Annotated in this window: 25 protein-coding genes and 1 tRNA gene; 10 read left to right on the top strand and 16 right to left on the bottom strand. The window is 68.4% G+C overall.

The window, feature by feature from the left end; all coding sequences use genetic code 11:
* Positions 1-107: 107 nt before the first annotated feature.
* From ACE5C1_RS03320 to yajC, 5 genes are all read right to left on the bottom strand, one after another.
* Positions 108-962 (bottom strand): MBL fold metallo-hydrolase, encoded by an 855-nt coding sequence (locus tag ACE5C1_RS03320; RefSeq protein ID WP_374942641.1) that lies wholly within the window; start codon positions 960-962, stop codon positions 108-110.
* 116 nt (positions 963-1,078) lie between these two features.
* Positions 1,079-1,444 carry an MTH938/NDUFAF3 family protein gene (locus tag ACE5C1_RS03315; RefSeq protein ID WP_374942640.1) on the bottom strand — a complete coding sequence of 122 codons (366 nt, stop codon included), beginning with the start codon at positions 1,442-1,444 and terminating at the stop codon, positions 1,079-1,081.
* 2 nt (positions 1,445-1,446) lie between these two features.
* Entirely contained in the window at positions 1,447-2,415 is a 969-nt protein-coding gene (gene secF / locus ACE5C1_RS03310; RefSeq protein WP_374942639.1) for a protein translocase subunit SecF, read from the bottom strand.
* 139 nt (positions 2,416-2,554) lie between these two features.
* Positions 2,555-4,153 carry a protein translocase subunit SecD gene (gene secD / locus ACE5C1_RS03305; protein ID WP_374942638.1) on the bottom strand — a complete coding sequence of 533 codons (1,599 nt, stop codon included), beginning with the start codon at positions 4,151-4,153 and terminating at the stop codon, positions 2,555-2,557.
* 4 nt (positions 4,154-4,157) lie between these two features.
* Positions 4,158-4,499: a preprotein translocase subunit YajC gene (gene yajC / locus ACE5C1_RS03300; protein WP_374942637.1), complete on the bottom strand. Its 342-nt coding sequence runs from the start codon at positions 4,497-4,499 to the stop codon at positions 4,158-4,160.
* A gap of 116 nt (positions 4,500-4,615) precedes the next feature.
* Here yajC and ACE5C1_RS03295 point away from each other — a divergent pair, with 116 nt between their 5' ends.
* Together ACE5C1_RS03295 and ACE5C1_RS03290 are read left to right on the top strand one after the other, a co-directional pair.
* On the top strand, positions 4,616-4,924 hold the full coding sequence (locus ACE5C1_RS03295; RefSeq protein ID WP_374942636.1) for a putative quinol monooxygenase: 309 nt from the start codon (positions 4,616-4,618) through the stop codon (positions 4,922-4,924).
* Positions 4,925-4,970: 46 nt separating this feature from the next.
* A tRNA-Pro gene (locus tag ACE5C1_RS03290) sits at positions 4,971-5,047 on the top strand.
* A 60-nt stretch (positions 5,048-5,107) separates the two neighbouring features.
* Here ACE5C1_RS03290 and ACE5C1_RS03285 read toward each other — a convergent pair.
* On the bottom strand, positions 5,108-6,094 hold the full coding sequence (locus tag ACE5C1_RS03285; protein WP_374942635.1) for a response regulator: 987 nt from the start codon (positions 6,092-6,094) through the stop codon (positions 5,108-5,110).
* Positions 6,095-6,350: 256 nt separating this feature from the next.
* Between ACE5C1_RS03285 and ACE5C1_RS03280 the strand changes: the two genes are divergently transcribed.
* The 5 genes from ACE5C1_RS03280 to hslU all read left to right on the top strand — a co-directional run bounded on the left by ACE5C1_RS03280 (position 6,351) and on the right by hslU (position 10,138).
* Positions 6,351-6,893, top strand: coding sequence for a glycoside hydrolase family 108 protein (locus tag ACE5C1_RS03280; protein ID WP_374942634.1), 543 nt, complete (start codon positions 6,351-6,353; stop codon positions 6,891-6,893).
* Complete coding sequence (locus tag ACE5C1_RS03275) at positions 6,890-7,183, top strand: 3TM-type holin (protein ID WP_374942633.1); 294 nt, start codon at positions 6,890-6,892, stop codon at positions 7,181-7,183. The genes ACE5C1_RS03280 and ACE5C1_RS03275 overlap by 4 nt, the downstream gene beginning before the upstream one ends.
* 33 nt (positions 7,184-7,216) lie before the next feature.
* Entirely contained in the window at positions 7,217-8,080 is an 864-nt protein-coding gene (locus ACE5C1_RS03270; protein ID WP_374942632.1) for an alpha/beta hydrolase, read from the top strand.
* Between the two features lie 55 nt (positions 8,081-8,135).
* Positions 8,136-8,678, top strand: coding sequence for an ATP-dependent protease subunit HslV (hslV, locus tag ACE5C1_RS03265; protein WP_374942725.1), 543 nt, complete (start codon positions 8,136-8,138; stop codon positions 8,676-8,678).
* A 161-nt stretch (positions 8,679-8,839) separates the two neighbouring features.
* Positions 8,840-10,138 carry an ATP-dependent protease ATPase subunit HslU gene (gene hslU / locus ACE5C1_RS03260; RefSeq protein WP_374942631.1) on the top strand — a complete coding sequence of 433 codons (1,299 nt, stop codon included), beginning with the start codon at positions 8,840-8,842 and terminating at the stop codon, positions 10,136-10,138.
* Here the strand turns inward: hslU and ACE5C1_RS03255 are convergent.
* The 8 genes from ACE5C1_RS03255 to ACE5C1_RS03220 form a co-directional block, all read right to left on the bottom strand.
* Entirely contained in the window at positions 10,135-10,506 is a 372-nt protein-coding gene (locus ACE5C1_RS03255) for a hypothetical protein (RefSeq protein ID WP_374942630.1), read from the bottom strand. The two genes, hslU and ACE5C1_RS03255, sit on opposite strands and share 4 nt — an antisense overlap.
* Complete coding sequence (locus tag ACE5C1_RS03250) at positions 10,503-10,928, bottom strand: hypothetical protein (RefSeq protein ID WP_374942629.1); 426 nt, start codon at positions 10,926-10,928, stop codon at positions 10,503-10,505. The genes ACE5C1_RS03255 and ACE5C1_RS03250 overlap by 4 nt, the downstream gene beginning before the upstream one ends.
* Before the next feature lie 44 nt (positions 10,929-10,972).
* The gene (gene gloB, locus ACE5C1_RS03245; protein WP_374942628.1) at positions 10,973-11,731 is read right to left on the bottom strand and encodes a hydroxyacylglutathione hydrolase; all 759 of its coding nucleotides are present in this window, start codon (positions 11,729-11,731) and stop codon (positions 10,973-10,975) included.
* A complete protein-coding gene (locus tag ACE5C1_RS03240; RefSeq protein WP_374942627.1) occupies positions 11,698-12,132 on the bottom strand; it encodes a VOC family protein in 435 nt (144 codons plus the stop codon). The genes gloB and ACE5C1_RS03240 overlap by 34 nt, the downstream gene beginning before the upstream one ends.
* An 80-nt stretch (positions 12,133-12,212) precedes the next feature.
* The gene (locus ACE5C1_RS03235; protein WP_374942626.1) at positions 12,213-12,935 is read right to left on the bottom strand and encodes a hypothetical protein; all 723 of its coding nucleotides are present in this window, start codon (positions 12,933-12,935) and stop codon (positions 12,213-12,215) included.
* Positions 12,932-13,651, bottom strand: a complete 720-nt coding sequence (locus ACE5C1_RS03230; RefSeq protein WP_374942625.1) for an alpha/beta hydrolase — start codon at positions 13,649-13,651, stop codon at positions 12,932-12,934. The genes ACE5C1_RS03235 and ACE5C1_RS03230 overlap by 4 nt, the downstream gene beginning before the upstream one ends.
* Positions 13,652-13,696: 45 nt before the next feature.
* On the bottom strand, positions 13,697-13,951 hold the full coding sequence (locus tag ACE5C1_RS03225; protein WP_374942624.1) for a DUF6356 family protein: 255 nt from the start codon (positions 13,949-13,951) through the stop codon (positions 13,697-13,699).
* Positions 13,952-13,983: 32 nt separating this feature from the next.
* The gene (locus ACE5C1_RS03220) at positions 13,984-15,393 is read right to left on the bottom strand and encodes a glutamate ligase domain-containing protein (protein WP_374942623.1); all 1,410 of its coding nucleotides are present in this window, start codon (positions 15,391-15,393) and stop codon (positions 13,984-13,986) included.
* 49 nt (positions 15,394-15,442) lie between these two features.
* Between ACE5C1_RS03220 and ACE5C1_RS03215 the strand changes: the two genes are divergently transcribed.
* From ACE5C1_RS03215 to ACE5C1_RS03205, 3 genes are read left to right on the top strand one after another with little or no spacing between them, the layout of a single operon-like run.
* Positions 15,443-16,258: an LD-carboxypeptidase gene (locus ACE5C1_RS03215; RefSeq protein ID WP_374942724.1), complete on the top strand. Its 816-nt coding sequence runs from the start codon at positions 15,443-15,445 to the stop codon at positions 16,256-16,258.
* Positions 16,255-19,782: a hydantoinase B/oxoprolinase family protein gene (locus ACE5C1_RS03210; protein ID WP_374942622.1), complete on the top strand. Its 3,528-nt coding sequence runs from the start codon at positions 16,255-16,257 to the stop codon at positions 19,780-19,782. Before ACE5C1_RS03215 ends, ACE5C1_RS03210 begins: the two co-directional genes overlap by 4 nt.
* Positions 19,779-20,750 carry a DUF2891 domain-containing protein gene (locus tag ACE5C1_RS03205; protein WP_374942621.1) on the top strand — a complete coding sequence of 324 codons (972 nt, stop codon included), beginning with the start codon at positions 19,779-19,781 and terminating at the stop codon, positions 20,748-20,750. Before ACE5C1_RS03210 ends, ACE5C1_RS03205 begins: the two co-directional genes overlap by 4 nt.
* Here ACE5C1_RS03205 and kynU read toward each other — a convergent pair.
* The gene (gene kynU, locus ACE5C1_RS03200) at positions 20,743-21,966 is read right to left on the bottom strand and encodes a kynureninase (RefSeq protein ID WP_374942620.1); all 1,224 of its coding nucleotides are present in this window, start codon (positions 21,964-21,966) and stop codon (positions 20,743-20,745) included. The genes ACE5C1_RS03205 and kynU overlap by 8 nt on opposite strands.
* Positions 21,963-22,583 (bottom strand): TIGR02281 family clan AA aspartic protease, encoded by a 621-nt coding sequence (locus ACE5C1_RS03195; RefSeq protein WP_374942619.1) that lies wholly within the window; start codon positions 22,581-22,583, stop codon positions 21,963-21,965. The genes kynU and ACE5C1_RS03195 overlap by 4 nt, the downstream gene beginning before the upstream one ends.
* Positions 22,584-22,589: the final 6 nt, after the last annotated feature.

Below are 22,589 nucleotides of genomic sequence, written 5' to 3'. Positions count from 1 at the left end.
AGATGGGCATGACGGCCGAGCGCCTGGAGTGACATCGGATCGGATCGGATTCGCAGCGCCGACCCCGTGCGCAAACTCACGATCAGCCGGGGGCGTTCGCCGCTGCGCTATAGCGGGTGCCCCGCTTGACACCGTTCGAGCTCGACCGGGTCGTGGGTGCACGTTACCGTCACTTCTCCCCTGCGTTGGACCGACAGCGCGCGCAGGCGTTCCTGGTTGGCCATGCGGCTGGTCGCATCGACTTCCATGAGGCGCTGATAGGCGCGCAAGCCGGGGGTACACTTCCGCCGGGCGCCGCGCATCTCGCCGCGATAGAAATAAGCGTCACCGGCGTGGAGCAGCCAGCGGCCATCTGCCCGCCGGATCGCGACGCCGGCGTGACCCCAGGTGTGGCCGGGGAGGGGAACCATCAGTATTTCGGGCGGCAAGCCGTCGAGTTCGCGGACCGCATCGAAGCCGAACCACGGCTCGCCACGCGCGCCGTATCTGCGCCACGCCTGAACGTCGTTCAGCTGCGACGGGCGCCAGCGGTTGTTCGCGACGACGCCTGCGCGCGCGCCGGTCGCGTCGTCGTATTCGCGCGCCATGACGTGGACGGTGGCGTTCGGAAAATCCTCAAGGCCCCCCGCGTGATCGAAATCGAGGTGGGTTGCGATGATGTGCCGCACGTCGTTCGCGCGATAGCCCAGCGCCTCGACCTGGCGGATTGCGGTCTCGCGCTCGTGCAGGCGGATGTTGAGCATCAGCCGCCAGGGAATCGGTATGCGCACGCCCGGACGCTTGTGCGGGTGATCGATGTCCTTCAGCCCATAACCGGTGTCGACCAGAACCAGACCCTGGGCGTCGGTCTCGATCAACAGGCAATGGCAGACGACCTTGCCGAGCGGCCCCAGGCTCCTGCCGTCGAACAATGCGCCGCCGACCGGACAATCGGTGCCGCAATTCAGGTGGTGGATCTTCATGCCGGCGCTCCCGCTTCGCGGCGGGGGAACGCACCGGCGCCCGATCGTTGCTTAACCTGTGCAATGACGCGAGAAAAAAGGGGACGCGAGAGAAGGGAAAAAAGCGGCGGATCGTTCTACGCGTCGAGGGGGTACAGTGCCGCCACGATCGCACGCCCTTCGGCGCGAAGCACGCCCCACGCGCGCGCGGCGGCGCGGCTGTCCATCGGCTCGATACCCACGTCGCGCGCCTCCAGCGCTTTCACCAGCGCCCCCGGCGGGCGGACCAGCGCGCGACCGGTGCCGAGCACGACGAACTCGGGCGAGCCTTGCAGGATCGGCGCCAACGCCGCTTCGTCCAGATCCGCCAGCGGCGGCGGCGACCAGCGCGCCACCGCCTCGTGCGTCATCAGCACCGCCGGATACAGCGCCTCGCCCAGCCGGAAGCCGGTGCCGACCAGCCCCGTGACGATCGGCCCTCCCGGCGTCGGGACGGCCTCCATCTTCATGGTTTGGCCCGCGGCCCGACCCGCTCGGCCTGGTCCATCGCGCCTGCCTTGCGCTCGGTCGGCTCGGCGCGGAGGCCAAGCGCGATCAGCAGCGACGACGACACGTAGATCGACGAATAGGTGCCGACGATGATGCCCAGGATCATCGCCGCGGTGAACCCGCGCAAGACGTGCCCGCCCAGGATCAGCATCGCGGTCAGCGCGAGCAGGATCGTTACCGATGTCATCACCGTCCGGGGAAGGGTCTCGTTGACCGACAGGTTGACGATCTCGCGCATGTCCATCTTGCGGTATCGGCGCATGTTCTCGCGGATGCGGTCGTCGATCACGATCTTGTCGTTGATCGAATAGCTGACGATGGTCAGCACCGCCGCGACGATGTTGAGGTCGAATTCCAGCTGGGTCAGCGCGAAGAAGCCGAGCGTCATCAGCAGGTCGTGGACGATCGCGACGACCGTCGACACGCCGAACTGCCATTCGAAACGGAACACCGCGAACAGGCCGATGCCGAGGATCGCGAGGCCCACCGCCATCCCGCCGCGCCACAGCAGTTCGTTCGACACCTTGCCACTGACCGCATCCTGCTTCGACAGTGTGGCGCCCGGGAAGGCCTGGGTCAGCGCGCTCTGGACCTTCTTGACCACCGCGTTGGTTGCGCCTTCGTCGGTGCTCGCGGGGGTCGGCAGGCGGATCGACACGGTGTTGGGATCGCCGAATTGCTGGAGCGTCGCTTGGCCCACCCCCAGCGAATCGACGAGCGTGCGGACGCGATCGACATCGGGGGTAGAGGCGAACTTCTCCTCGATCATCAGCCCGCCGACGAAATCGACGCCCAGGTTCAGCCGGTTGACGACCACGAGCGCCAGCGCCGCGAGGCTGAGCGCGAGCGTCAACCCGAACGCCCAGACGCGCAGGCGCACGAAATCGATGTTGGTGTCGTCGGGAACGAGTTTGAGCAATCTCATAGCTGTTCTCTTGCCGCCCAACTCCCGTTCGCCCTGAGCGCAGTCGAAGGGCATGCCGCAGGCGAAAGGCCCGCGTCATGTGCTTCGACTTCGCTCAGCACGAACGGACATGAGGGATGCGCGTCGATCGGGCGCTGGGTCATATGTTGATCGACTTGGGCTTGGTGCGGCGCAGCCACAGCGCCACCATCATCCGGGTGAAGGTCACCGCGGTGAACACGCTCGTCACGATGCCGATCAGCAGCACGACCGCGAAGCCCTTGACCGGGCCGGACCCGAGGATCAGCATGATGATGACGGTGATGCCGTGCGTCATGTTCGCCTCGAAGATCGTCCGGCTCGCTTCCTTGTAGCCGAGCTCCACCGCTTGCACCACGCCCCGCCCGCGCCGGCGCTCCTCGCGGATGCGCTCGTTGATCAGCACGTTGGCGTCCACCGCGGTGCCGATCGTCAGCACGAACCCGGCGATGCCCGGCAGCGTCAGGGTGGCGTTCAGCATCGCCATCACCGCCAGGATCACCAGGATGTTGATGATGACCGCCAGGTTCGCATACAGCCCGAAGCGCCCATAGGTGACGAACATGAACACGATCACCGCCGCAGCGGCGACGATCGACGCGAGCACGCCCGCGCGGATCGAATCGGCGCCGAGATCGGGGCCGACGGTGCGCTCCTCGATCACCTTGAGCGCGACGGGCAGCTTGCCCGACCGGAGCGCGATCGCCAGCTCGTTGGCGCTCTGCACCGTGAAGCTGCCAGAGATCGACGCGCGGCCGCCCAGGATCGCGCTTTCGATGTTGGGCGCCGAGATCACCTGGTTGTCGAGGATGATCGCGAACGGCTTGTTGACGTTCTCGGTCGTCACCTTGGCGAAGCGCCGGCCGCCGGGGCCCTCGAAGGTGATCGCGACGTTGGGGGCGTTGGTCTGCTGGTCGAAGGTCTGGCTGGCTTCGCTGATCTGGTCGCCGGTGATCATCGCCGACCGCTTGACCGCGATGAACGGGATGCCGGCCGGGTTGGTCGGATAGCGCAGCACCTGGCTGCCCGCGGGCGCACGGCCGGCGGCGAGATCGGCGGGGTTGGCGCTCTGGTCGACCAGCTTGAATTCGAGCTTGGCGGTCTTGCCGAGCAGATCCTTCAGTGCCTGCGGGTTCTGCAATCCCGGCACCTGAACGACGATCCGGCTGGCGCCCTGGCGGATGATCGTCGGTTCCTTGGTGCCGAGCGCGTCGATGCGGCGGCGCACGACCTCGGTCGCGTCGCCCAGCGCGGTCTCGATCGCCTGGGTCAGCCCGGCCTGCGTCGGCTTGATAACGAAGCGGCTGGTGTCGACCACGCCGATGTCCCACACCCGCTGCCCGGTCATCCCCGCGCCACCGCCGGTAATCGTCAGCAGGCGTTCTCGGGCCGCATCGACCTGGCCTGCGTCGCGCACGAAGAACGATAGCTGGCCGTCGCGGGTCGAGATGTCGCCGATCGCGATCGGTGGCGCGCCGCGGCGCATCTCGGTCTGCACCTGGTCGCGCATCGCCTCGAGCCGCGACGCGGCAAGGTCGGCGGTGTCGGCCTCCAGCAGCAGATAGCTGCCGCCCGCCAGATCGAGCCCCAGGTTGATCCGCGGGTGCACCGGCAGTTGTGCGCTATAGCGTTCGGGCAGGAAGCTGGGGATGGCCAGCGCGCAGAGGATGCCGAGCAGGCCGACGATCCACGCGACCTTCCAGCGGGGGAAATCGAGCATCGTCTCAGTCGTTCGCCGGCTTGGCCATCGGATTGACGACCTCGGTCAGCGTCGCCTTCACCACCCGCACGCGGACGTTCGGCGCGATCTCGACCTCGACGAACGCATCCTCCAGCTTGCTGACCTTGCCGACGATGCCACCGGCGGTCACGACCTGATCGCCCTTCTTGACCGCCGCGACCGCGGTCTGCAACGCCCGGACCCGGCGCTGCTGCGGGCGGATCATCAGGAAATAGAACACGACAAAGACGAGGAGCAACGGCGCGAGGCCGAAGAACGAGGCGATGCCGCCGTTGGCAGCGGCGGCGCCGCCGGCGGCCTGGGCATAGGCTGGTGTGATGAACATGCGTCCCGACACGACATTGACGGGGCAGGCGGACGTACCGCGCCCCTGGAAGAGCGCGCCGCTACCATTGCTTGGGCAGCCGTGCAATCGTCCGGCGATCCTGGAGGAGACGGCGCGTGATTCTGGTGATGGGCGAGATCAAGCTGGCGGCCGGCGGCGGCGACAAGGCGCGCGCGCTGCTGGCGGAGCATGCCGCGGCGTGCATGGGCGAGGACGGCTGCGATCTCTACGTCTTCTCGTTCGATGCGGGCGATCCGGATCTGGTGCGGATATCCGAACGCTGGGCGACACCCGAAGCACTTGCGGCGCACGGCGGCGCGCCGCACCAGAAGGCGTTCGGCCGTGCGCTGCGCGATCACCCGATCGAGCGCATCTCGGTCAAGGCGTGGGACGGCCAGTTCTGGCGCACCCTGATCGGCGACTGACGCCCTTGCATCCAGGCGGACGCCCGCGTAATGCGCCGCCTTCGGTCGGGGCGTAGCGCAGCCTGGTAGCGCATCACACTGGGGGTGTGGGGGTCGCAGGTTCGAATCCTGTCGCCCCGACCAAGAGTTCCATCATTCAGCCGGCGACGCGAACTTGCTGCCCGTCGGAGGCGCGAGCCGGCTTCACGCCGCCAATGTCGGTCGAAGGTCGATCATCTCGCCCAGGATATCGGACATGCCAGCCAGATGGCGGAGCACCGCGTTAGAGGGCGCGCGGTATCGGGTATCCACAACGCACAGGGCTCCGATCCGTGTGCCGTCACCGATGGTGATGGGATGACCCATGTACGCGTGGATGTGCGGGGCGCCGGTCACCAGCGGGTTGTTGGCGAACCGCTCGTCGCTCGCGGCGTTGGACACCACGAACGAGCCGCCCTGCGAAATCGTGTAGTTGCAGAACGCCTGTCCGCGCGGCATACTGTCCTCGCCGAACCCGTAAGCGGACTTGATCCACTGCGTATCGCGATCGATGAAGGTGGGGAGGCAGACCGGAAAACCCGTTGCTTCCGCCACATGCTTGGTCACCAAATCGAACTGCCGTTCCCGCACCGCATTCGCCAGTTGCTTGCGGCGCAACGTTTCCAGGCGAAGCTTTTCGTCCATCGGCACCGGAAAGCCGAAGGATGCGTTGCCTGTCCGGCCGCATTCCGGCTTCGCGCCGATTTGCGCAGACTTGCGGTTGATCCCCAAGCGGTCTCTCCGCTTGGCCTGCGCGGCATCGCAGGCGGACGTGATCTTGGCGAAGAAGGCGTCGGGATTGCTCGCCAGCTCAGTCTTGCTGAGGCACAGCGATGCGCCTGCGGCCTCGAGCTTGGCCGTCAGCAACAGATTGTTTGTGGACTGGTCGGACACCACGATCTTGCAGACCCCTCTCAGATCGGCAATCAAGTCCAGCAACGCAGCCCCGTCGATATACGGCATACAAAGGTCGATGGTGACGATGTCGGGCATCAGCCGGCGGATCATCTCGACCGCCGACTGCGCGTCGCTTGAAAAACCGACCACGCTAAAGCCGCTTCTGGCGCTGAACGCATTGTCGAGCAGGGCCTGAATCGTTCGCGAATCGTCGACGATGATGACCCGCCGTCCCGGTCGCGATGGTAATGTCATTACGATCTCCCTGCCGACAAGCCACATTTTCGCTCGGCAAGGCCGGGCTGCAAAGAAGTCGGTCTAGCGACCAAAGCCATAGGCAAAGATTAACGTGGTTCATTGATTCCGTATAACAAACAGCAACTTGCTGCGCCTTGGAGACGACGGACATGGATGGCGCACGTCATTGTCCGCTTGCACCCAAGCGAAAATAATCCTGTCCTACACAGAACCGATATGGTTCGTGGCTTGCCATTCAACAGGAGGGCAGGACATGAATGTGGAATCCTTGATCGACGACGTGATCGACCGCGAGGGCGGCTATTCCAACCACGCCGCAGACCGCGGCGGGGCGACGTGCTGGGGCGTGAGCGAGGCGGTGGCGCGCGCCGACGGCTATTCGGGCGAGATGCGCGCGCTGCCCCGCACCCGTGCGGTGGCCATCTACCGGCGGCTGTACTGGACCGCCCCGGGCTTCGACCGAGTCGCCACGCGTGCGCCGACGATCGCCGCGGAACTGTTCGATACCGGCGTGAACATGGGAGTCGCGGTCGCCGCCGCGTTCCTCCAGCGCGCGCTCAATGCGCTGAACCGGGGCGCGTTGCACTATCCCGATCTGGCGCTCGATGGGCGGGTCGGCGTGGGCACGCTGGCTGCGCTCGACGCCTTCCTCGCGCACCGCGGTGTCGGCGGCGAGACGGTGCTGCTGAAGGCGCTCGAAGCCTTGCAAGGCGAACGCTACGTCGCGCTGGCCGAGCGGCGACCGGCGAACGAGGCGTTTCTTTATGGCTGGCTCGCGAACCGGATCGGTGCATGAGCGAGAGCGAAACTTCGCGGGAACCACGTGACCTTCGTTACCTTCGGCGCGATCCGTGGGTGACGAGAGCGCGCCCGGCGTTCCTCTACGTCATGTATGCGCTGCTGCTCTGGTCGCTGCCGATGGGACTGATCGCGGCGATCCAGCCCGCGATCGCGGCGTCGATGACCCGCGGGATGGCGGCGTATTTCGCGGCAATCCCCGAACCGCTCTACGCGCTCTTCGGCACCGGTTACCTCGGCTACACCGTCGCGCGGACATGGGGCAAGGCGAACGGGGTGGAACGATAGCGACGGGCGGCGCGCGAGCGGCTAGGGCGGGGCATGCCGAACCGCCTTACGCTCTGCGCCGCGTTGCTCCTGGGCGCCTGCTCGCCGCCCGCGCTGCTCAATCGCCTCAACACCGTGACCCCCGGCGACAGCGACGCGCGCCGCGTGGCCGGGGGCGTCGCCTACGGATCCGACGCGCGCCAGAAGCTCGACGTCTGGGCGCCGCGCTCGACCGGCGCCGCGCCGCGCCCCGTCGTCGTCTTTTTCTACGGCGGCGCCTGGGTGTCGGGGGCGCGCGGCGAGTACGGCTTTGCAGGGCGCGCCTATGCGGCGAAAGGCTTCGTCGCGATCGTCGCCGATTACCGGCTGGTGCCGCAGGTCCGCTTTCCCGCCTTCGTCCAAGACGGCGCGCTCGCGGTCCGGTGGGCACGCGACAATGCGGCGCGCTATGGCGGCGACCCCAAACGGATCACGATCGCAGGGCATTCGGCGGGCGCGTACATCGGCGCGATGCTGGCGCTCGACCCGCAGTGGCTGCGCGGGGCCGGGGTCGATCCGAAGACGGTGCGCGCCGCCGCCTTGCTGGCGGGACCGTACGACTTCCTGCCGCTGACCGACCGGCGCGCGCACGACGCGCTCGGCAATTGGCCGCGGCCCGAGGAGACCCAGCCGATCCACTACGCCCGCGCCGATGCGCCGCCGCTATGGCTGGCGGCGGGCACCGCCGACACCGTCGTCAACCCGCACAATAGCGAATCGCTCGCCGCCCGGCTCCAAGCGCTCGGCGCGCCGGTGACCTTGCGCGAATACCCGGGCAAGAGCCACGTCGACCTGGTCAAGGGCCTGTCCAAGCCCTTCCGCGGCAGCGCGCCGACGCTGGCGGAGAGCAGCGCCTTCCTGCTGGCCAACAGCCGCTGACGTTGCACCCGCGCCGCCGCATACTACATCGCGGCGCATGAGCACAGACAACGCCATGCCCGTGTGGCACGGCACCACCATCTGTTCGGTCCGGCGCGGCGGCAAGGTCGTCGTGGCAGGGGACGGGCAGGTCTCGATGGGCCAGACCGTGATGAAGCCCAACGCCCGCAAGGTCCGCCGCCTGGGCGACGGATCGGTGATCGGCGGCTTCGCGGGCGCCACCGCGGACGCCTTCACCCTGTTCGAGCGGCTGGAGCGCAAGCTCGAGCAGCATCAAGGTCAATTGCTGCGCGCGTCGGTCGAGCTGGCGAAGGATTGGCGCACCGACAAATACCTGCGCAACCTGGAGGCGATGATGATCGTCGCCGACAAGGACGTGACGCTGATCCTGACCGGCAACGGCGACGTGCTGGAGCCCGAGGCCGGGATCGCGGCGATCGGCTCGGGCGGCAATTACGCGCTCGCCGCGGCCAAGGCGCTGGTCGACTACGAAGCCGACGCGGAGGTCATCGCGCGCAAGGCGATGGGCATCGCGGCGGAGGTGTGCGTCTACACCAACGACCGGCTGGTGGTGGAGACGATGGACTCGGCGATCTGATGCTTCTTAGCCCTCTGCCGCCTTCGCGGGAGAGTTGGGTGAGGGTCTTCTTCTTCGACCTTCCCGCCCACGGCTCCAAGAAGAAGACCCTCACCTCCCACTCGCTGACGCGAGCGGGCCCCTCCTCTCCCGCGAAGGCGGGAGAGGGCTAAGAAAGAGCGATGAACACACCTCTCACCCCCAAGGCGATCGTCGCCGCATTGGACGCCCACATCATTGGCCAGGCGGATGCCAAGCGCGCGGTTGCGGTTGCACTGCGCAACCGCTGGCGCCGCCAGCAGCTCTCGGCCGACTTGCGCGACGAGGTGACGCCCAAGAACATCCTGATGATCGGGCCCACCGGCTGCGGCAAGACCGAGATCAGCCGCCGCCTGGCCAAGCTGGCCGACGCGCCGTTCGTGAAGGTCGAGGCGACCAAGTTCACCGAGGTCGGCTATGTCGGCCGCGACGTCGAGCAGATCGCCCGCGACCTGGTCGAGGAAGCGATTCGGCTGGAAAAGGAGCGCCGCCGCGCCGCGGTCGCCGACAAGGCCGAGGACGCGGCGATGAAGCGCTTGCTGGACGCGCTGACCGGCAAGGACTCGAGCGCCGCGACCCGCGAGGCGTTCCGCCAGCGCTTCACCGACGGCCACCTCGATGCCACCGAGATCGAGATCGAGGTCGAGCAGGCGCCGTCGATGCCGTTCGAGGTGCCCGGCGGCGCGCCGCAGATGATCAACCTGTCCGAGATGATGAAGTCGTTCGGCGGTGGCGCACAGCTGAAGCGCCGCAAGCTGAGCGTCCGCGCGGCGTGGGAAAAGCTGGTGGAAGAGGAGGCCGACAAGCGCCTCGACCAGGACGACGTCAACCGCGTCGCGCTGGCCGATGCGGAGGCGAACGGCATCGTCTTCCTGGACGAAATCGACAAGATCGCGATGTCCGAACAGCGCGGCGGCGGATCGGTCAGCCGCGAAGGCGTCCAGCGCGACCTGCTGCCGCTGATCGAGGGCACCACCGTTGCGACGAAACACGGGCCGATGAAGACCGACCACATCCTCTTCATCGCCAGCGGCGCCTTCCACGTCGCCAAGCCCAGCGACCTGCTGCCCGAGCTCCAGGGGCGCCTGCCGATCCGCGTCGAGCTGAAGGGGCTGACCGAGGCCGATTTCGTTGCGATCCTGTCCGACACCAAGGCATCGCTTCCCGCGCAATACAAGGCGTTGATCGCAACCGAAGGCGTCGAGGTCAGCTTCACCGACGACGGCATCGCCGCGGTCGCGCGGATCGCCGCGGAGGTGAACGGGCAGGTCGAGAACATCGGCGCGCGAAGGCTGCAGACGGTGATGGAGAAACTGCTCGAGGAGGTCAGCTTCAACGCCGAGGACCGCGCCGGTTCGTCACTCGTCGTCGACGCCGCCTATGTCGACAGCCAGCTCGCCAGCATCGCGCGCAACACCGACCTCAGCCGGTTCGTGCTCTAGGAGCGCGTCTTGGGGATCTTGGTGTAGGGTACGAAGTCGCCGAAGAAGCAATAGCCCGACGCGATGGTCTGCGGCGGCTCGATCAACCGGAATCGATCGTGGCGGCACAGGCTCGTGCCGAAGCGCTCGACGATCAGCGTCGCGAACGGGCGAAGCGCCGGACAATGGTCGATCGTCGTGCGATAGATCCGAGCGCCGTCACGATAGAGGATCGTGTGCGCATCGACGATCTCCGGACCGACGTTGCTGGACGGATTGATGCAGGTCTGCGGCTTGCCCGCGATCCGGCCCTCCAGCGGATCGGTCGAGGCCGCAACCAGGGGCAACAGCGCCAGCGCCCCGGCCAACCGAACGATGGGCCGGATCATGGCTTGCGGTAAGGCGTGAACCGGCCCAGCGCGCAGCTCCCCGTCTGGAACCGCGATGTGCTGTCCACGGTCGTGCCGATGTCGCCCGAGCACAATTGCCCGCCGACCTGCCGCGTGACGAGCACGTCGCCACGCGCGATCCCCTCGCAACCGCCGCCATTGGTATCGTTGCGATAGACCAGCCCGCGGCTGAACTTGTAAAGGATTGTCGGGCCATAGCCCTCGGTCTGATATTGCGAGCTGTTGCTGAGCGGCAGGCACGAAGTCGGCTTGCCCGGCACCAGCCCGGCAAGCGCCGCGTCGAGCTTGGTCTGCGCGGTCGCGGCGCGCGTGTCGATCCGCCCCTGTTGGGCGGCGCTGGGGGTGCAGCCCGCGAGCACTGCCGAACACAAAAGAGCTGCGGGAAGGACGATGGTGCGCATGGATTGTCTCCTGTCGAACTGAACGCACGACCAGGCGTTTCGTTCTAGCCCTTGAACGCGTCCTTGCCGGCGCGCAGCCGGGCGAAATCCTCCACCGATGCGGCACGCAGAAAAGGGTTGGTCGCGCGCTCGGCGCCGATCGTCGTCGGCACCGTCGCCTCGCCACGCGCGCGCTGTGCCGCCACCTGCGCCAGCCGCTCGGCAACGGCGGCATTGTCCGGCTCCGCGACCGCGGCGTAGCGCGCGTTGGACAATGTGTATTCGTGCCCGCAATAGACCCGCGTCGCGTCGGGGATCGCGGCATAGCGCGCCATGTTGGCGAACATGTCACCAGGCGTGCCCTCGAACAATCGTCCGCAGCCCATCGCGAAGAGCGTATCACCGGTGAAGACGATGCCGTCCTCCGCGAAGTGGAACGCGACATGTCCCTGCGTATGGCCGGGCACCTCCATCACCGTCGCGGCGTGGCGGCCCAGCATGAGCGTGTCGCCTTCCGCGACACCGCGGTCGAGCGTCGGGATCTTCGCCGCCTCGGCCGCTGGCGCGACGATTTCCGCTCCCGCTGCCTTCAGCGCCTGATTGCCGCCGGTGTGGTCGGGATGCCAGTGGGTTGTCCAAACCGCGTCGATCCGCCAGCCGCGCTCGGCGGCGGCGGCCTGCACCGGTGCCGCTTCGCCCGGATCGACGACGATGGTCTCGCCGCTGTCGGCGTCGTGCACCAACCAGGCGTAATTGTCCGACAGGACGGGGACGCGAACGACATCCAGCATCACCACGTACCCGTATTGGGCATCGACGCCCATGGCTCGGCGGGTTCGAGCACGCCATCCTGGAGCAGTTCGATCGAGATGCCGTCGGGAGTCTTCACGAACGCCATATGCCCATCGCGCGGCGGCCGGTTGATCGTGACGCCACCGTCCATTAGCCGCCGGCACGTGTCATAGATGTTCTCGACGCGGTAGGCGAGGTGGCCGAAATTGCGTCCGCCGGAGTAAGTCTCGGATTCCCAATTGTACGTCAGCTCTACCTCGGCGTCCGCGCGTTCGCCGGGAGCGTTCATGTCCTCGGGCGTGGCAAGAAAGATGAGCGTGAAGCGGCCCTTCTCGCTCTCCATCCGCCGCACCTCCTTCAGCCCGAGCAGTTCGAAGAAGCGGATCGTCGCGTCGGGATCGGTGACGCGGATCATGGTGTGCAGGTATCTCATGCAGGCGGGCTCCAAATTCTGGCAGACGATAGGGCTTCGAGCGCACTGAGCAAATCCTCGCCGAGCGAGCTGGGGGGGGATCAAGACGGATCGAACTGCTTCAGCGCCGCCACCGCACTCCGCCCAGCGTCGGCGTTGGGCGCCAGCCGCGCCGCCTCGCCCCAGGCCCGCCGCGCGCCTGCTTCGTCGTGCCCGAGCGCCGCGATATTGCCCGCCTCCAGTTGCACCGATGCGTCATCCGCCGAACGGCGCAAAGCCTCGGCAATGTCCTTCCTTGCCCGCGGCAAATCGTCCATTCGTCGCGCCAGCGTCGCCGACAGCAGCCACACGAGCGGATCGTCGCTCGCGGTCGTCAGGGCTAGGTCGATGTCGGTGCGCGCGGTGTCCAACGCGCCGGTCGCGACCAGCGCGCGCGCATGGTCGAGCTGCGCTTCCCCCAGTTGCAGCCCGGTCAGCGTTCCCGCGATCAGCGCGGCATCCAGCGCCGCACGCGCCTTGGCGCCATCGCCCGCCGCCAGCCAGGCATTGCCCGCCTGGGCCCAATATTGCGCCGCATGCTCGTCCTTGCCGGTCTCCGCTGCGCGCGCCGCCGCCTCGAACTCGCCTGCCGCCGCCGCCCAGTCGGATTCTTGCGCATAGGCCAGCCCAGCGCATTGCCGCGCGAACCACCCGCCGCCCGCGATCCGCCAGCGCGTGGCCTCCTCGCGCGCCGCCACAGGGTCGGTCCGCGCCAGCTCGACGCAAGCGTCGTAGCGCGCCTCGTCGGGCAATTGGAGCGCAGCGGCGAGCAGCAACAGGATCATGCGGCGATCACATCCTCCACCGCACGGATCAGCAGCACGAGATGGGTGTCGCGCGACAGGCGGTGATCGCCGTCCTTGACCAGCCACGTCTGGACATCGGCTGAACGGATCAGCCGCGCCAGCTCGACCGTGCGGTTCCACGGCACGTCCGCGTCCGCCTGCCCCTGCAACAGCCGGACCGGCCCGTCGAAGGCGATCTGTCCGAACATCAGCCGGTTGGCCTCACCCGACGACCAGAAGGCGCGGGTATAGAGCGTCGGCTCCGAACCATAAGGGTTGGCGCGTTCCAGCCGGCCGTCCGAGAGCAGCGCCAGCTTCTCCTCGGTCGTGAACCCCCAGTCGGTGAAGTCGGGCGCGGGCGCAATGCCGACCAGCGCGTCGACCCGGTCGGGCCGGTCGCGCGCCACCAGCAGCGCGATCCACCCGCCCATCGACGACCCGACCAGCACCACCGGTCCGGCGACGACGGTATCGATCATCGCGATCGCATCGTCGCGCCAGTCGGCCAGCGTCTGGTCGGCGAACGCTCCCTCGCTCTGCCCGCATCCGCCATAATCGAAGCGCAGGAACGCGCGGCCGGCAGCTTTCGCCCAGGCTTCGAGCGCCAGCGCCTTGGTGCCGTTCATGTCCGAGGCGTAACCGGGCAGGAACACCACCGCGGGCCGTGCGCCGTCGGTGAAGTGGTAGGCGAGGCGGGGGCGGGCTGGGTCGGACATGGCCTGCGCCTATCGTGTCCGTCGCGCAGCGCCAAGCCGCGCGGGTCAGATGATATAGTCGACCGTCTTCAGCTGACTCTGCGCCGCCCGCGCCGCGCCCCGCTTGGCCACCATCTGCGCGTATAGCCGGCCCACGGTGCCGCTTCCTGCGGTCGGGAAGGCCGCGGGCAGGATCGCGTGGATCGTGCAGGCGATGCCCCCCGCCACCATCGCCAGCCCGAAGCGCCCCGCCGCGACGAGGTGCTCGGCATAGCTTTCGCCAACAGATTCTGGATGATCGAGAAACAGACGGCGGATCATGGACGGTCCCTTGCTGCGTTGCGAAGACAATATCATGGCGCCACCGCGGCGCCAGCCCTTGCGGCCAGCCCCGCGAGCATCTCCGCCGCGAGCACCGACAGCGTGTCGTCGCGCGCGCCCATCACGACGATGCGGTCGCCGGGTCTTGCTTCGGCGACGAGCAGGGCTGCCGCGTCCGCGCGAGCGGCGACATAGCGCGCGTCGCAACCCGCGGCGCGGAGCGAATCGACGATCGCCTCGCTACCGACCTCGCGCACCACGGTGCCGCCCTGGTAGACGGGATCGGGCAGGACCAGCAGGTCGCGCACGGCTAGCTTGCTCGCGAACATCGCCAGCAGCTCCTCGCGCATCGTCTTGAGCGGGCCGTAGCCGTGCGGCTGGAACAGCAACAGCAGGCGGCCGGGAAAGGCGTGGAGGGTGTCGAGCGTCGCGGCGATCTTGTCGGGGTTGTGTCCGAAATCGTCGATCACCGCGACGCCGCCTGCTTCGCCAATCAGCTCGAAGCGGCGTTTCAGCCCGGAGAAGCCTTCGATCGCGCTGGCGGCTTCGGCAAGCGGCACGCCCGCGGCGACCGCAGCACCAATGGCGGCGAGCGCGTTCGACACGTTGTGCAGCCCCGGCACCGCGAGCCGCACCGGCAAGGTGGCGTCCTCGGTCATCAGATCGAACCGCATCGCGAACCGCTCCGGCACCAGGTTGCGCGCGGACAGGTCGGCGTCCGCCTCCACCGCGAACGTCGTCACCGACGGCAATCCGCCGAGCAGCGCCAGCGTCTCCGCATCGCCGGCATTGGCGACGACCTGCCGCGCGCGGCCCGCGAAGTCGCCGAACAGCGCGCGCAGCTCGTCCAGCGGCATATGATCGAGGCTGACGTTGTTGAGCACCGCGACCGCGGGATGGTACAGCCGGATCGACCGATCGCTCTCGTCGACCTCGGCGACGAACGCGTCACCGCCGCCGACGAGCGCGCTGGCGAACGGTGCGTCGGCGCTCGCGAAATTCTTCATCACCGCGCCGTTCATCACCGTCGGGTCGCGGCCGCAGGCATGCAGGATCCAGGCGATCATGCCAGTGACGGTCGATTTGCCGCTCGTCCCCGCCACCCCGATCGGCAAGGCGGCGTCGTTGAACAAGGCCACCAGCGCCTCGGCCCGCGTCGCGCGTTCGCAGCCGAGCGCCGTCGCCGCGACGATGTCGGGCACCGTCTCCTCGACCGCCGCCGAGGCGATCACCCGCATGTCGGCGCGCACGCCGCTGCCGTCCTGTGCGAACAGCGCGATCCCTGCCGCGCGCAACGCATCGAACTTGGCCGGCACCCGCCCCTGATCGAGCCCCCGGTCCGATCCCGAGACCGCGTGCCCGCGCGCGCGCAGGATCATCGCAAGCGGCATCATGCCCGAACCGCCGATGCCGACCAGAAAACAAGGTTTGGCCAATGTCATGCCACCGCGCTATCGGCGGCGGCGCGGTTGGGCAAGATGGAGACGGACGATCAGGATCGGAGTGCTGGCCGCATCGAGCCGGGCCAATCCGGATTCAATCCCTCGGGTGACCGCTTATGCCGCGGCAGCCCTTCCGGAGGTCGAACTCGTCTTCCACCCGCAATGCACGGAAACCGACGGCCATTTCGCCGGGTCCGACATGCGCCGGGCCGAGGCGTTCCTCCAATATGCCAACGATCCCGCCTTCGACGCGATCTGGTTCCTGCGCGGCGGCTATGGCGCCAACCGCATCCTCGACATGGTCATGCCGCATCTGGCGCGCGCGGCGCGGGCGAAGACGTATCTGGGCTATTCCGATGTCGGCTTCCTGCTGTCCGCGCTCTACGCACGCCGGATCGGCCACGCGGTCCATGGTCCGATGGCGAGCGATATCGGGCGGCATGACGGCGAGGCGACGGTGGCCAGATCGCTCGGCTGGCTGGCACGGCGGGATCCGGCGGGGCTCGAACCCGGGCTCGACGGTCAACCCTCGGTCGCGTTCAACCTGTCGATCCTGGGCAGCCTGATCGGCACGCCGTGGCTGCCTGACCTGACCGACCATGTCGTGATCGTCGAGGAGGTGTCGGAGGCGATGTACAATATCGACCGCTTGCTCTTCAAGGTCGCGCACGCCACCCAGTTGAAGGGGATCGCGGGGCTGCGGCTCGGCGCGGTCACCGCTGTCCAGGCGAACACCCCCGCCTGGGGCGAGACGCTCGACTACATGATGGTCCGCTGGTCGCGCGACATGGGGGTGCCGTATCTCGGCCGCGCGGAGATCGGGCACACGCAGGGCAACCGCGTGGTGCCGTTCGGGATCGCATGACCGGCGGCTGGGACTTCTGGATCGACCGCGGCGGGACCTTCACCGACGTCGTCGCGCGGCGGCCCGACGGCAGCGTGGCGATCGCGAAATTGCTGTCCGAAGACCCGGCGCATTATGCCGATGCCGCGGTGGAGGCGATCCGCCGGCTGACCGGGGGCGCGGCGGTGCCGCTGTCGCTGCGCATCGGCACGACGGTGGCCACCAACGCGCTGCTCGAGCGCAAGGGCAAGCCGACCTGCCTCGCGATCACCCGCGGCTTCGGCGACGCGCTGGCGATCGGCTATCAGGAGCGCCCCGACATCTTCGCGCGCGAGATCGTCCGTCCGCCACCGGTGTACGGCCATGTCGTCGAGATCGACGAGCGGGTCGACGCCGAGGGCAACGTCCTTCGCCCGCTCGACCGCGACGCCGCACGCGCCGGGTTGCAGGCGGCGTACGAGGCAGGGTTCGGCGCGCTCGCGATCGTGTTGATGCATGGTTACCGTTTCACGGATCACGAGAGGACGCTGGCACAGATCGCGCAGGAAATCGGTTTCGCCCAGGTCTCGGTCAGCCACCGCGTCGCGCCGCTGATCAAGCTGATCGGTCGCGGCGACACGACCGTCGTCGATGCGTATTTGTCACCGGTCGTGGATCGCTACGTCGCCGGGCTCCGCGACGCTCTTGGCGAAGGCGCGCTGTTCATGCAATCGTCCGGCGGGCTCGTCGCGGGCGAAGCGTTCCGCGGCAAGGACGCGATCCTTTCCGGCCCCGCGGGCGGCATCGTCGGCATGGCCGCGACCGCCAGGGCGGCTGGGTTCGACCATGTCATCGGTTTCGACATGGGCGGCACCTCCACCGACGTGTCGCATCATGCGGGCACCTTCGAGCGCGATACCGAAACGGTCGTCGGCGGCGCGCGCATCCGTGCCCCCATGCTGCGCATCCACACCGTCGCTGCGGGCGGCGGATCGATCTGCCGCTACGATGGCGCGGCGTTGATCGTCGGCCCGCAGTCGGCAGGCGCGACGCCCGGTCCCGCCTGTTACCGCCGCGGCGGGCCGTTGACCGTCACCGACTGCAACGTCCTGCTCGGCAAGCTGCGGCCCGAGCATTTCCCTGCGCTGTTCGGCCCGAACGGCGACCAGCCCCTCGATCGCCAAGCAGTGGCGGCGCGCTTCGCCGATCTCCCGCTTGTCCCGCACGAGGCAGCCGAAGGCTTCGTGGCGGTGGCGGTCGCCAACATGGCGGGTGCCATCCGCGCGATCTCGGTCGCGCGCGGGCACGATGTCACCCGCTACACGCTGGCGTGCTTCGGCGGGGCGGGGGGGCAGCATGCGTGCCTGGTCGCCGACGCCCTGGCGATGGAGCGGGTGATGATCCACCCGCTCGCGGGCGTGCTGTCGGCCTATGGCATGGGGCTGGCCGACCGCCGCGTCCTGCGTGAGGCGACGCTCGGCGTGGCGTACGACGATCCCGCGGTCGCGAGCGCGCTAGCCGTACTGGCCGAACAGGCAAGCGAGGCGCTGGTCGAACAGGGCGTCGATCCGGCGACCGTCACCGTCGAACGCCGCGTCCACCTACGCCGCGGCCAGACCGACCATACCATCGAGGCTGCCTTCGCCGACGCCGAGACGATGGCCGCCGCCTTCGATGCCGCGCACGTCGCGCAATTCGGCTTTGCCAGCACCGCGCCCCTGGTCGCCGACCGCATCGTCGCCGAAGCCGTCGCCGCCAGCGCCGCGATCGACCTGCCGGTGACTCTGCCGCAAGACCCCGCACCGCCACTGGAGAGCGTGGCCGTGTACCTGGCGGGCGCCTGGCACGACACGCCGGTCCTGGCGCGCGAAGGGCTCCCCGCCGGACACGGCATCGCAGGCCCGGCGCTCGTCATTGACGCCTCCTCGACGACCGTCGTCGAGCCGGGCTGGCGCGCCCGCGTCGACACCCTCGGCAACCTGATCCTGGAGCGTATCGCCCCACGCGCCATCGCCGCCGCGGGGGTGCACGCCGATCCGGTACGCCTCGCGATCTTCGCCGGGCTGTTCATAGGGATCGCCGAGGAGATGGGCGCCGCGCTCCAGCGTTCCGCCGCCTCGGTCAACATCCGCGAGCGGCTCGATTTCAGCTGCGCGCTGTTCGACGCGCACGGCAACCTCGTCGCCAATGCGCCGCACATCCCCGTCCACCTCGGCTCGATGGGCGAGAGCATCCGCACGATCATCGAGAGCAGGGGAGACTTGCCGCGCGGCATCCGCCGGGGCGACGCCTATGCGCTCAACGCGCCCTATCGCGGCGGCACGCACCTGCCCGACATCACCGTGATCGTGCCGGTTTTCGCCGACGGCGATGCCCCCGCCTATTTCGTCGCGGCGCGCGGCCACCACGCCGATGTCGGCGGCATCGCTCCCGGATCGATGCCGCCCGAAAGCACGACCGTCGAAGAGGAGGGCGTGCTTCTCGACGACGTGCTGGTCGTCGACGAAGGCCGCTTCCGTGAAGCCGAGCTGCGTGCGCTGTTCGCCGGTGGCGCCTACCCGGCGCGCAACATCGACCAGAACATCGCCGATCTCTCCGCACAGCTCGCCGCCTGCGCTCGCGGCGCGGCGGGCCTGGCGCGGCTCGCGGAAAATTATGGTGCCGAGGTCGTCGGCGCGTATATGGAGCACCTCCAGCGCCATTCCGAAGCCGCGGTCCGCAGCTGGATCGCGCGCCTCGACGATGGCGACTTCGCCTATGAGATGGACGACGGCGCGGTCGTACGGGTCGCGATCCGTGTCGACCGCGAAGCACGCACGATGCGGGTCGATTTCGCCGGCACCAGCGCGCAGCGCCCGAACAACTTCAACGCTCCCGTATCGATCGTCCGCGCCGCCGTCCTCTACGTCGTCCGCACCCTGATCGACGAGGCCGTGCCGCTCAACGACGGCTGCCTGCGCGGGGTCGAGATCGTCGTGCCGGAGGGTTCGATGCTGCGCCCGCGCTATCCCGCCGCGGTGGTCGCGGGCAATGTCGAGACCAGCCAGGTGGTCACCGACGCCTTGTTCGGCGCGCTCGGCGCGATGGCGGCCGCCCAAGGCACGATGAACAACTTCACCTTCGGGGACGACACCCGTCAATATTACGAGACAATCGGCGGCGGCGCGGGCGCAGGGCCGGGGTTCGACGGCGCGAGCGTGGTCCAGACCCACATGACCAACAGCCGCCTGACCGATCCCGAAATTTTGGAAAGCCGCTTCCCCGTGCTGCTCAAGGAATTTTCGATCCGCAAGGGCTCGGGCGGGGAGGGCGCCCACCGCGGCGGGGACGGTGCCACTCGCCGCATCCGCTTTCTCGAATCGATGACCGCGTGCATCCTCGCCAATCGTCGCCGAGTGCCGCCGTTCGGCTTGAGCGGCGGCAGCGTTGGCGCTTGCGGATCGGCCAGCGTCGAGCGCAAGGACGGCAGCACCGAACCGCTCGGCTCGACCGCCCGGGTCGCGGTGACGCCGGGCGACGTGTTCGTCATCGAGACACCCGGCGGTGGCGGGTACGGCGCGCCATGATCGACGAAACCACCGCTGCGCGCTTCTCCGCGCTCACCCTTGGGCATCTGACTCGGGAATGGCCGTACAAGCTCGATCTTGTCCTGACCGGACCGGACGACCTGATCCGCCCGTCCGTCCTTCACCCGATCTTTCACGGCAGCTTCGACTGGCACAGCTGCGTCCACGGCTGGTGGCAGGTGATGCGCCTCGCACGCCTGTTTCCGGCGATCGGCGGACAGGCCGAAGGCCTCGCCAACCGCATGCTGGTGCCCGAGCGGGTGGCCGGAGAGCGCGCGTTCCTCGATCGCGCGCTGACCGGCGGCTTCGAGCGGCCGTACGGCTGGGGCTGGCTGCTCGCGCTCCACGATGAGCTGGCGTCACGCCCCGATCGCGCCTGGGCCGCTACGCTGGAGCCGCTCGCCCGCGCCTTTGCCGCCCGCTTCGCCGCGTATCTGCCGCGGCTGATCTATCCCGTGCGCAGCGGCAAGCACGACAATACCGCCTTTGCGCTGATCCACGCGCTGCGCTGGGCCCGCACCCACGACCAAGCCCTTGCGACGCTGATCGAGGGTCGCGCGCGCCTCTGGTTCGGCAACGACCGCGATGCACGCCCGTGGGAGCCGAGCGGCGAGGACTTCCTCTCCGCCACGCTCACCGAAGCGCTGCTGATGCGCGAGGTGCTGGCCGATGGGTTCGGCGAATGGTTCTTCGCGTTCCTGCCCGACCCGTACGGCGAAGCGGCCAGAGCCTTGCGCGAACCCGCGATCGTCAGCGATCGGCACGACGGTCGCCTGGCGCATCTCGACGGCCTCAATCTCGCGCGCGCCTGGTGCTGGTCCGCGATCGCCGACGCCACGCCCGATCCGGCGCGAACCCGCGCGATCGCCGACGTGCATCTCGCCGCTGCCCTTCCGCATCTTGCCGACGATTACATGGGTGAACACTGGCTCGCGACCTTCGCGCTGCTTGCGCTCTCGGTCAGGTAACGGCGGCCCGGAACCGGTAAGCGGGATCGTTCCACGCCCGCTCGCGCATCACCGCCGCCAGCGTATCGACCGCACACCACACATCCTCGAACCCGGTGTAGAGCGGCGCGAACCCCATCCGCAGCACGTCGGGCGCCCGGAAATCGCCGACGACGCGCCGCGCGATCAACGCCTGGCAGATCGCGTAAGCGTGCGGATGCGCGAACGACACATGGCTGCCGCGATGCGCGCCGTCGCGGGGCGACGCCAGAACGAAGCCCGTGCAGCGCTCCTCGACCAGGGCGACGTACAGGTCACACAACGCTTGTCCCTTGGCGAACAGCGCGGCCAGATCGACCCCGTCGAACTGCGCGACTCCCTCCTCCAGCGCGGCGATCCCCAGGATCGGCGGCGTCCCGCACTGGAACCGGGCGATGCCGGGTGCGGGGGCATAGTCGTCGTGGAAGTCGAACGGTGCGGCATGCCCCATCCATCCCGATAGCGGCGATCGCAGCGTCTCCTGCAATCCGCGCGCGACATACAGGAACGCGGGCGCGCCGGGCCCACCGTTCAGGTATTTGTACCCGCACCCCACCGCTAGATCGACGTCGCACCCGTTCAGGTCGACCGCAACGGCGCCGGCGCTATGGCTCAAGTCCCACAGGACGAGAGCCCCGCGAGCATGCGCGGCGGCGGTGATCGCGGCTATGTCGCGCTTGTGCCCGGACTTGTAGTGGACATGCGTCAGCAGCACGACCGCGACGTCGTCGTCGATTGCCGCGACCAGGTCATCGAACGCAACCGTCTTCACTCGCCGCCCCGCCAGCATCCCGGCGACGCCTTGCGCCATATACAAGTCGGTCGGAAAGTTTTCCGGCTCGGACAGGATCGTCCCGCGCTCCGGACGCGCCATGCAGGCGGCGGCGAGCAGCTTGAACAGGTTCACCGAGGTCGAATCCGCGACCAGCACCTCGTCCGCTTGCGCGCCGATCAGCGGTGCGATCGCACCACCCGCCCGCACCGCCGCGCCGATCCAGCCATGCGCGTTCCACCCGGCGATCAGGTCGCGCCCCCATTGCTCCGTGACCACGTCCGTCAATCGCGCAGGCGTGGTCTTCGGCAACGCTCCCAGCGAATTGCCGTCGAGGTAGATCACCCCGTCGGGCAAAGCGAATCGGTCGCGTAATCCTCGCAGCGGATCGGCCGCATCGCGCGCACGCGCCTCGTCGCGCGTCACTTCGCTGTGGCCTGCGGATGATGCGGCACCAGGATCAGCGTCCGCCCCTCGACCCGCCACGATTTCAGCCGCGACAGCAGGTTCATCCCGATCACGTCGGTGTCGCCCATCCCCGGCGACACCACCACATCGACATCGCGCGCGACGATATTGCCCAGCGCGAACCGCTCGACGCTGGCGGTCTGCGCGCGGATCGATCCGTTGGCGGTGCGCAGGATCAGCGGCACGATCGGCTCGCGCACCTCCAGCCCCGCTGCCGCCGCGGTCTCGGGCGACAAGGCGGTCACGGTCGCCCCGCTGTCGATCAGCATCCGCCGCTTCACTCCGCCCAGATCGGCGCGTGCCCAGAAATGCCCGTCCGGCGCCATCCGGATGCGCACCTCCTGGCCGACCACCTGCTGCCCGTCGAGGCTCAGGGCACTCGCGATTCGCGACAGGTACGGATCGAACCGCTGCCGCTCGCCGAACACGAACGCCAGCGTACCCAGCAGCGCGATCCACGTCACCACGGACACCAACCGGCCGAGCACCGGCACGCGCCGCACCAGCGCCCCGACGATCAGCAGCGCGGGCAGCACCAGGTAGAGCGGCGGGATGGCGGAGAGATCGAACGGCATGGCACA

The sequence above is a fragment of the Sphingomonas sp. genome (assembly GCF_964263785.1).
In the GTDB taxonomy this organism is placed as follows: Bacteria; Pseudomonadota; Alphaproteobacteria; order Sphingomonadales; family Sphingomonadaceae; genus Sphingomonas.
The sequence above is the reverse complement of the archived record's forward strand: the minus strand, read 5'-3'. Positions and strand labels throughout refer to the sequence as shown.

Excerpts from the sequence above, each read along its gene's own strand:
- ACE5C1_RS03320 (WP_374942641.1), bottom strand. The coding sequence starts at position 962 with ATGAAGATCCACCACCTGAATTGCGGCACCGATTGTCCGGTCGGCGGC.
- ACE5C1_RS03315 (WP_374942640.1), bottom strand. The coding sequence starts at position 1,444 with ATGGAGGCCGTCCCGACGCCGGGAGGGCCGATCGTCACGGGGCTGGTC.
- secF (WP_374942639.1), bottom strand. The coding sequence starts at position 2,415 with ATGAGATTGCTCAAACTCGTTCCCGACGACACCAACATCGATTTCGTG.
- secD (WP_374942638.1), bottom strand. The coding sequence starts at position 4,153 with ATGCTCGATTTCCCCCGCTGGAAGGTCGCGTGGATCGTCGGCCTGCTC.
- yajC (WP_374942637.1), bottom strand. The coding sequence starts at position 4,499 with ATGTTCATCACACCAGCCTATGCCCAGGCCGCCGGCGGCGCCGCCGCT.
- ACE5C1_RS03285 (WP_374942635.1), bottom strand. The coding sequence starts at position 6,094 with ATGACATTACCATCGCGACCGGGACGGCGGGTCATCATCGTCGACGAT.
- ACE5C1_RS03280 (WP_374942634.1), top strand. The coding sequence starts at position 6,351 with ATGAATGTGGAATCCTTGATCGACGACGTGATCGACCGCGAGGGCGGC.
- ACE5C1_RS03275 (WP_374942633.1), top strand. The coding sequence starts at position 6,890 with ATGAGCGAGAGCGAAACTTCGCGGGAACCACGTGACCTTCGTTACCTT.
- ACE5C1_RS03270 (WP_374942632.1), top strand. The coding sequence starts at position 7,217 with ATGCCGAACCGCCTTACGCTCTGCGCCGCGTTGCTCCTGGGCGCCTGC.
- hslV (WP_374942725.1), top strand. The coding sequence starts at position 8,136 with ATGCCCGTGTGGCACGGCACCACCATCTGTTCGGTCCGGCGCGGCGGC.
- hslU (WP_374942631.1), top strand. The coding sequence starts at position 8,840 with ATGAACACACCTCTCACCCCCAAGGCGATCGTCGCCGCATTGGACGCC.
- ACE5C1_RS03255 (WP_374942630.1), bottom strand. The coding sequence starts at position 10,506 with ATGATCCGGCCCATCGTTCGGTTGGCCGGGGCGCTGGCGCTGTTGCCC.
- ACE5C1_RS03250 (WP_374942629.1), bottom strand. The coding sequence starts at position 10,928 with ATGCGCACCATCGTCCTTCCCGCAGCTCTTTTGTGTTCGGCAGTGCTC.
- gloB (WP_374942628.1), bottom strand. The coding sequence starts at position 11,731 with ATGGGCGTCGATGCCCAATACGGGTACGTGGTGATGCTGGATGTCGTT.
- ACE5C1_RS03240 (WP_374942627.1), bottom strand. The coding sequence starts at position 12,132 with ATGAGATACCTGCACACCATGATCCGCGTCACCGATCCCGACGCGACG.
- ACE5C1_RS03235 (WP_374942626.1), bottom strand. The coding sequence starts at position 12,935 with ATGATCCTGTTGCTGCTCGCCGCTGCGCTCCAATTGCCCGACGAGGCG.
- ACE5C1_RS03230 (WP_374942625.1), bottom strand. The coding sequence starts at position 13,651 with ATGTCCGACCCAGCCCGCCCCCGCCTCGCCTACCACTTCACCGACGGC.
- ACE5C1_RS03225 (WP_374942624.1), bottom strand. The coding sequence starts at position 13,951 with ATGATCCGCCGTCTGTTTCTCGATCATCCAGAATCTGTTGGCGAAAGC.
- ACE5C1_RS03220 (WP_374942623.1), bottom strand. The coding sequence starts at position 15,393 with ATGACATTGGCCAAACCTTGTTTTCTGGTCGGCATCGGCGGTTCGGGC.
- ACE5C1_RS03210 (WP_374942622.1), top strand. The coding sequence starts at position 16,255 with ATGACCGGCGGCTGGGACTTCTGGATCGACCGCGGCGGGACCTTCACC.
- ACE5C1_RS03205 (WP_374942621.1), top strand. The coding sequence starts at position 19,779 with ATGATCGACGAAACCACCGCTGCGCGCTTCTCCGCGCTCACCCTTGGG.
- ACE5C1_RS03195 (WP_374942619.1), bottom strand. The coding sequence starts at position 22,583 with ATGCCGTTCGATCTCTCCGCCATCCCGCCGCTCTACCTGGTGCTGCCC.